This window comes from Roseospirillum parvum, assembly GCF_900100455.1.
Lineage (GTDB): Bacteria > Pseudomonadota > Alphaproteobacteria > Rhodospirillales > Rhodospirillaceae > Roseospirillum > Roseospirillum parvum.
The window spans coordinates 1-5978 of the sequence record NZ_FNCV01000026.1 but is presented as its reverse complement, the minus strand read 5'-3'; the positions used below and the strand labels follow the sequence as shown (position 1 = coordinate 5978).

At 66.2% G+C, this 5978-nt stretch carries 9 protein-coding genes; all 9 read right to left on the bottom strand.

What is annotated here, in order from left to right; all coding sequences use genetic code 11:
• Positions 1-91: 91 nt before the first annotated feature.
• Positions 92-286 (bottom strand): hypothetical protein, encoded by a 195-nt coding sequence (locus tag BLR95_RS15210; RefSeq protein WP_092622082.1) that lies wholly within the window; start codon positions 284-286, stop codon positions 92-94.
• 466 nt (positions 287-752) lie between these two features.
• Positions 753-977 carry a hypothetical protein gene (locus BLR95_RS15205; RefSeq protein ID WP_092622080.1) on the bottom strand — a complete coding sequence of 75 codons (225 nt, stop codon included), beginning with the start codon at positions 975-977 and terminating at the stop codon, positions 753-755.
• A 320-nt stretch (positions 978-1297) separates the two neighbouring features.
• On the bottom strand, positions 1298-2146 hold the full coding sequence (locus BLR95_RS15200; RefSeq protein WP_092622078.1) for a hypothetical protein: 849 nt from the start codon (positions 2144-2146) through the stop codon (positions 1298-1300).
• A gap of 46 nt (positions 2147-2192) precedes the next feature.
• On the bottom strand, positions 2193-2546 hold the full coding sequence (locus BLR95_RS15195) for a hypothetical protein (RefSeq protein ID WP_218119578.1): 354 nt from the start codon (positions 2544-2546) through the stop codon (positions 2193-2195).
• A gap of 294 nt (positions 2547-2840) precedes the next feature.
• The gene (locus BLR95_RS15190) at positions 2841-3347 is read right to left on the bottom strand and encodes a hypothetical protein (RefSeq protein ID WP_092622074.1); all 507 of its coding nucleotides are present in this window, start codon (positions 3345-3347) and stop codon (positions 2841-2843) included.
• A gap of 63 nt (positions 3348-3410) precedes the next feature.
• Entirely contained in the window at positions 3411-3707 is a 297-nt protein-coding gene (locus tag BLR95_RS15185) for a DUF736 domain-containing protein (RefSeq protein ID WP_092622072.1), read from the bottom strand.
• A 465-nt stretch (positions 3708-4172) separates the two neighbouring features.
• Entirely contained in the window at positions 4173-4358 is a 186-nt protein-coding gene (locus tag BLR95_RS15180) for a hypothetical protein (protein ID WP_092622070.1), read from the bottom strand.
• Between the two features lie 60 nt (positions 4359-4418).
• The gene (locus BLR95_RS15175; protein ID WP_092622068.1) at positions 4419-4811 is read right to left on the bottom strand and encodes a DUF2958 domain-containing protein; all 393 of its coding nucleotides are present in this window, start codon (positions 4809-4811) and stop codon (positions 4419-4421) included.
• Positions 4812-5343: 532 nt separating this feature from the next.
• Positions 5344-5712, bottom strand: a complete 369-nt coding sequence (locus BLR95_RS15170) for a hypothetical protein (RefSeq protein ID WP_092622066.1) — start codon at positions 5710-5712, stop codon at positions 5344-5346.
• Positions 5713-5978 lie beyond the last annotated feature (266 nt).

Genomic DNA, 5978 nt, shown 5'->3' with positions numbered 1-5978 from the left:
CCACCCGCTTCGAAAAGTCGGCACAGAACTTCTTGGCCGCTGTCATGTTGGCTTCAACACGACTCTGGATGCGGGATTATGAGTCCAGAACCTAGTAGCCGTAGTCCGGCAGCATCAAGGCGGCGCTTTCCGGATGGACGTTGATGTCGTGCCAGAAGCGCAAGCCCACCGTCAGGTCACCGTTGGGCGCCCGGTCGTAGAACTCGACGAAGGCGTCGGTCACGTAATCGACATACTGCTCGAAGGTCATGCTCTGGACGAGTTCAAGGGTGGATGGGTTGTTCATGGTCGGTCTCCTCTCGGGGTTTCTTGGCCGCACCGCGCGGCCTTCGTGGCCGAACTGCGGCAGCGGCACAGGAGACCGGGGCACCCCAAGAGGCGCGGAGGGGCGCAGCCCCGACCGGGACCTCGAAGCGGGCCGAAGCGCAGCGGAGGACGGTGAGGACCGTCTTTGTTGGAACGCAGTGACAAGAAAGTCGGGCCGACCCGTTGCGGCGGGCGACGCCGATGCCAAGTTGGCCCCTATCGAAGGCCCGTGCTGGTGTGGCTACTGCTTCTCCCGAGAGGAGGCCGGACAGGGGCGACTGATACCCCTCGGCCGGGCTGAGCTTCCGGCAGTGTGGCGGCACGTCGAAGGCATTTCGACGCCGTCTCGGCCGGCGCCCCGGATGCGCTGTCGGCCCGGCCTACCCAGACAACGACGAAGCCCCGCCGGGCTACCCGACGGGGCGGCTGCGGTCGCGGCGATCGGCTCAGGCGGCGGCGTGGTAGTCGTCACCGAAACGGCAGCGGTCCCGCCCCTCGGTCAGGGCGATGACGCAGCCCCACGGGGTCATGCCCGTCTCGAAGGCGGTCAGCACGTCGGGCATCAGTTCGTCGGCGAGGCCGTCACCGGTCTCGATCAGCAGGGCGTCGTCGACCGCGAGCGTGAAGTCGTCCCAGGTCATGGTGCAGGTGGTGTCGATGGTATTCAGCATGGTCTTTCCTCCGTTCGTCCGACCGCGACCGTCGCGGCCTTCATGGGCGACAGGAGGCGGGGCAGAGACGGCGGGCGCACCTGCAAGGACGGAGCGCAGCGGAGGACAGCAAGGCCCGTCTTTCTTGGTGCGCGAGGAGGCCGCAGGCCGGGGAAGAAAGTCGGGCCGCGCCGTTGCGCCGGACGGCACCCCCGCCATGTTCGCCCTGTACCTGAAGGCCCGCAGACGGGCGTGTCGGGACCGGACAGTTGGAAAACCGCTGAACCCGGCGACCGCACCATGACCCTTGGGGCGGTCACAGACGTTGGGGACGGCAATGGCTAGCGGTCGAGGTCGCGGCCTTCCCGCCCGCGTGCCCGGTTGTACAGCCGCGCGAGGCGGTCCCGTTCCCGCTTGGCGCGCTCCTCGGGCGTGAGCATGGGAGCATCTGCCGAAGCATTTTGCTCGGGCGCCTGCCTGCCCTCGATGATGTCGCCATAGGCCCGGTAGAGTTCGCCCCGTTGGGCGAGGTCGGCTTCATCGACGGGCGTCATGCTCGGAGGCACTGTGTAGGTGCGCGGGTGGTCGTGCGCCTCGCGGAGCGCCTGCCAAAGGTCATCCCGGCGCAGCACCCCCGAGCGCAAGCGGTCCCGCAATTCGCGGACCTGCTCACCGACCTGATTGACGGCATGGCCGTAGGTGCGCGCCGCGCGCACCTCATCGAGCCAGGCACGCCGCTGCTCCCCCATCTTCTCCAGCGCGGCCCGCGCCGCCGTTCGCTCGGGGTCGTCACGGCCGAGGATCGTCCGCCCCCGCAGGGTCAGACCGGCCAGACCGGTCGAGTTGCTGACGGCGGCATGAGCACCGGCAGCGACCTCGGCGTCCTGAGGCTCGGCAAGGGTGAGCTTGGACAGCCGGAACTCGTGCCGCTCCCACGCCTTCAGGGCGCGGTAAGGGTCACGGAAGGCAACCCGCGCCGCCAGCACGAAGGCGTCCTGTGCGGCCTCGGCATTGGCGAGGGCAACCGCGAAGCGCCGTTCGTGATAATTGCGCACGTCCAGCAGCGTATCGAGCCGCCGCTCGGTCCGGGCCAGGGCAGCATCCAGCCGCCGAAGTCGCCGCTCTATCTTCTCCGCGTCCATAAGATGAATGTACGGCGCGGACTTGCCGCCGAAAAGAAGCGAAAGCACAAGAAAGCCCGATGCCTCGCGGCACCGGGCTTTGGACTTGGTGGGCTCACCACCAACTCGAATAAAACACCGTCTTTCCGTCGGCCAGGGCCGCGCGGGCGTTGGTGATGAAGGTCAGGTCGTCTTCGACCTCGCTGCCGTCGGACTCGCCGAAGAAGAAGCCCTCCGTGAACGGCAGCGCGTCGGCCCTGATGTCGGCCTCCAGCCTGTCGATGTCCTCGGCGGTCAGCGCGACGTTCACGCAGTTGAAGCACTCGGCCTCACCGCCCTTGGCGCGGTAGAGCTGCTCCATCCAGCCGTGCAGGTTGGGGTGCTTGCGCCAATAGGCGAGCTCCGTTGCCGTCTTCGGCGTGAAGTCGACGTCGGCCTCGACGGCCTCGGCAGTGGTGAAAGCGTACATATCCAATCCCATAAGAATATCCTTTCGTTCGTTGATGACTGTCCCGAAGGACCCGAACGAAAGGCCGGACGGCATGAGCCGTAGCAGTCCTGACCAACACGGGCGGGGCACCGCGCCGCTGGCGCGGGCAGGTCATGGACGGCAAGGCGCCGTCCGGCACGTCGGGGACCATCCGAGGGACGGCAGCACCGAACGGAAGGGCAAGGGATGGATTGCACGCTCCGCGCCGTGAGCCGCGAGGGAGACAGACGAAAGCCCCCGCCGACGATGCGACGGGGGCCGGATGGCGAGACCTCAATCGACGAGGATCTCCACCGGTTCGTCACCGGCCCACGGGCGCTCGGTGATGAAGTAGCCGAGACGGTCGACCAGGTGGCAGCCGCTGAGGACGTACATATCGTCGTCATCGCCGTCCACCAGCGTCCAGATGCAGGCCGGCTCCGCAGCGCGAACGGCGTCCAGTTCCGGGCCGTAGGTCTTGAACATCGCGCCATCGAAGGGCGCCCAATCGGCGACGGTGTTGGCGATGGGCCGGTACTGGTCACGCCAATCGTCATAGGTAAGCGTAGGCGTGGGCGGTGCCGGCTCGGGGTCGGCCGCCTCGCGAACTACGTCCTGCAGGGCGAGCTTGTAGCCGGTCGCGATGCCGTCGGCTTCTTTCCACGCATCCCAGTCGTCGGAATCGTCGGTGTCCTCGGCGGTGGCAAGGCGGCGGTCCGCCTCCTCGGACAAGCGCGCAGCCTCGGCGTGCAGGCGTTGGATATGGATGTCGGTCAAAGTGATCATGATGAAATCGTCCATTCGTTAATTCGTTAAACTATTGGGGAGCGATGCCGCCCGCCGGAGCGGGCGGCTCGCGGTTGGTCAGCGGCTCCAGATGAGGGCGAAGCCCTTGTCCTGCTGCTCGACCAGGTTGGCGTAGATGGGAGCGGCGAAGCTCGGGTCGTCCAGCTTGACCGAGATGTACTCGTTGCCGCCCTTGCTGGTGCGGTGCCAGGCCGCGCCGATCTCGACGGTGCCCGCCTTGATGCGGAAGTCGGGGGCGGTGTCGTTGGACTTCTCGACGCTGGTGATCGCGACCTTGGTGGCCTTGACGCCGAGGGTCTGGATGGTGCCGGCGAAGCCGCTGTCCGTCTTGGTGAAGGTGCCGATGGTTGCCATGATGTAAGTCTCCTCTGTTTGGTTCTGGCGGTCGCGCCCATCGCGACCTTTCCATGGCCCATGAGAGAGACCGTCGAAGCCCGGCCCCGCACCCGTGAGGGCCGAACGCAGTGGCAGACGGCAAGCGGGCTGTTTCTTGTTTCGCGAGGAATGCGGCGAAGCCGCAGGGGAAAAAACTGACCGCGCGCCGTTGCGGGAACGGGCGACGGGCTCAGATGTGGCCATGAGAGGAAAGGACGCAGATGGGTCGCTGACCGGCCCAAACAGAGGCCGAGACGCACCGTGGCGACCTCGATGCCCCTTCTCCCGACGAGCGGCGCGTTGGTGCCTTCGTCCGCTCGACTTCACCACCCAGCGCCTCACCTGCAAAAGAGAACCGCCCTGCCCACGACCAGCGGACAAGGCGGCTTTCGAGATGATGGGTGCGCACCGCGCCGACACCGGCGCGGCACACGCGGGCTACGGTCAGTCTTCGGACGACCTGCGGAACAGCGCCCCCAACACCTTGGCCACGAGCCACGAGACGAACGCCCCGATGGGGATGACGAACGGCCCGCCGAGCATAACCCAGCCGAAGGTGTCGGCATCGCCCGTGACATTGGCGGCATAGGCCGCGACGGCGAAGATGATGAGACCGAGGATGATGGGCATGGGAATCCTCCTGAGAATGAAGGAATGGGCGGCCCGCGCCGAAGCACGGGCGCGGGTTGGTCAGACGCAGATGCGCCCATGTTGGCGGGCCTCGTCGGCATAGGCCGCGAGGCTCTTGGTGGCTTTGAAGTGCTGGTCGCGCTCGATGGTCAGGCCACCGGGGCCGCGCACGGCGGCAAGCTCGGACAGGCGGACACTGCCCAACTCGGGGCACCCGAAGCCGAGGTCACACAGGCCAAAGGCGATGTCCGGCTCGTCGGGGTCCAGTTCGGTCAGCAGCCACGTCGCCGCGCCCCACGGGCAGAACAGCTTCACCACGGGCCAGAAGTCGCGGGTGTTGCCATCCTCATTGATGCACTCGGCATTCTCCCGCCCGTTCTTCAACAGGCGGGCACGTTGGTCATCCGTCAGCAGCGCGGCTGCGCCCTGACAGTTGGCGGTCGTTTCGTTCATTCGCTCAAGTCCTCCGTTCAGTCGTTTCAGACGGCACAGGGCACACACGCCCCGCGCCTGAACCTCTGCCCAGCGGCGAGCGACGCCTTGAACGACCAGTGACCAAAGGGAGCGAAGAGAAACGGGCGGCGTCGCGCCGACATCCGGTGGGCGCCAAGGGAGCCGCCCCGAAGGGGTGCAATCCGGCCAACACGGAACCCCCGGCTTGATCGGGGGGAACGGAGCGGGCAGGCCGGACGGCGACCTTGGTAAAGCCCGCCGGGGTCGGCACAAGCTGGCACCAGAGGTTTACGCGCGTAAGCGCATCACCAAATCAACCGCGGCCCAACGGGCCGGCCGCTTGCCGCCGTACAGGGTAGGCGAAGCCGCGGGTCCCGGTGCGCCGGCTACCGGGGCGTTGCGGGGCGGAGTCGTGCAGAATGGGGTGTGCCGAAGACCTTGGGCTGAGGCCAGAGGAAAGCCGTTTCCCCACTCTCCAAAAGATGTCGATGTAGGTCCATAAAAAAGCCGCTCCCGAAGGAGCGGCTCGTCGTTATGCGCCCTTGCGGGCGTAACAGGTTTCGATTGCGTTGTTAGCGATTCTGAGGGCCGCTGCCGTAAAGACAACGACAATGGCGGCACCAACAACGGCACCGGCGGTAAAGGCGGCGACGGCTACGGCGGCAACCGCAAAGGCGGCGAAGGCAAGGGCGGCGGAGACCGCATCGGTGGCAATGGCAATAGCAACGGAACCGGCACATACAGCAACAGAACCGGCGCCTACAGCAACAGCGGCAAAGGCGACAAGGGCAAAGGCGACAGCGGCCATCGCTTCCGGCAGGAAGATGCCGAGCAACGCGCCAACCACGGCCGCCAGCACAATTGCGCCGAACGCGAATATCTTCGCGAAGGATTTGGACATGGGTCATCATCCGCTGCATTGCTGCAACGGGCTCCCGATCTGAGTTGTTGGGGGTGAAGCGATGTCCGTGGCGCACGCGCTCACGGTGAAAAGGCACGAAGATCTCGCTTCAATACTGCATTGTTGGAATCGACAGCGCCGCTTTCAAGTCTCCACGAAAAAGCCGGCCCCTAACAGGCTGTTGAAAAACCCGATGGCCCGCCGGGCTTGGGCATGATTCAATCTCGGACGATGGATTGCGTCCGAGGGAATGATGCGCGGGACGG

Coding starts and splice junctions, on each gene's coding strand:
- BLR95_RS15210 (WP_092622082.1), bottom strand. CDS start 286: ATGAACAACCCATCCACCCTTGAACTCGTCCAGAGCATGACCTTCGAG.
- BLR95_RS15205 (WP_092622080.1), bottom strand. CDS start 977: ATGCTGAATACCATCGACACCACCTGCACCATGACCTGGGACGACTTC.
- BLR95_RS15195 (WP_218119578.1), bottom strand. CDS start 2,546: ATGTACGCTTTCACCACTGCCGAGGCCGTCGAGGCCGACGTCGACTTC.
- BLR95_RS15190 (WP_092622074.1), bottom strand. CDS start 3,347: ATGGACGATTTCATCATGATCACTTTGACCGACATCCATATCCAACGC.
- BLR95_RS15185 (WP_092622072.1), bottom strand. CDS start 3,707: ATGGCAACCATCGGCACCTTCACCAAGACGGACAGCGGCTTCGCCGGC.
- BLR95_RS15180 (WP_092622070.1), bottom strand. CDS start 4,358: ATGCCCATCATCCTCGGTCTCATCATCTTCGCCGTCGCGGCCTATGCC.
- BLR95_RS15175 (WP_092622068.1), bottom strand. CDS start 4,811: ATGAACGAAACGACCGCCAACTGTCAGGGCGCAGCCGCGCTGCTGACG.
- BLR95_RS15170 (WP_092622066.1), bottom strand. CDS start 5,712: ATGTCCAAATCCTTCGCGAAGATATTCGCGTTCGGCGCAATTGTGCTG.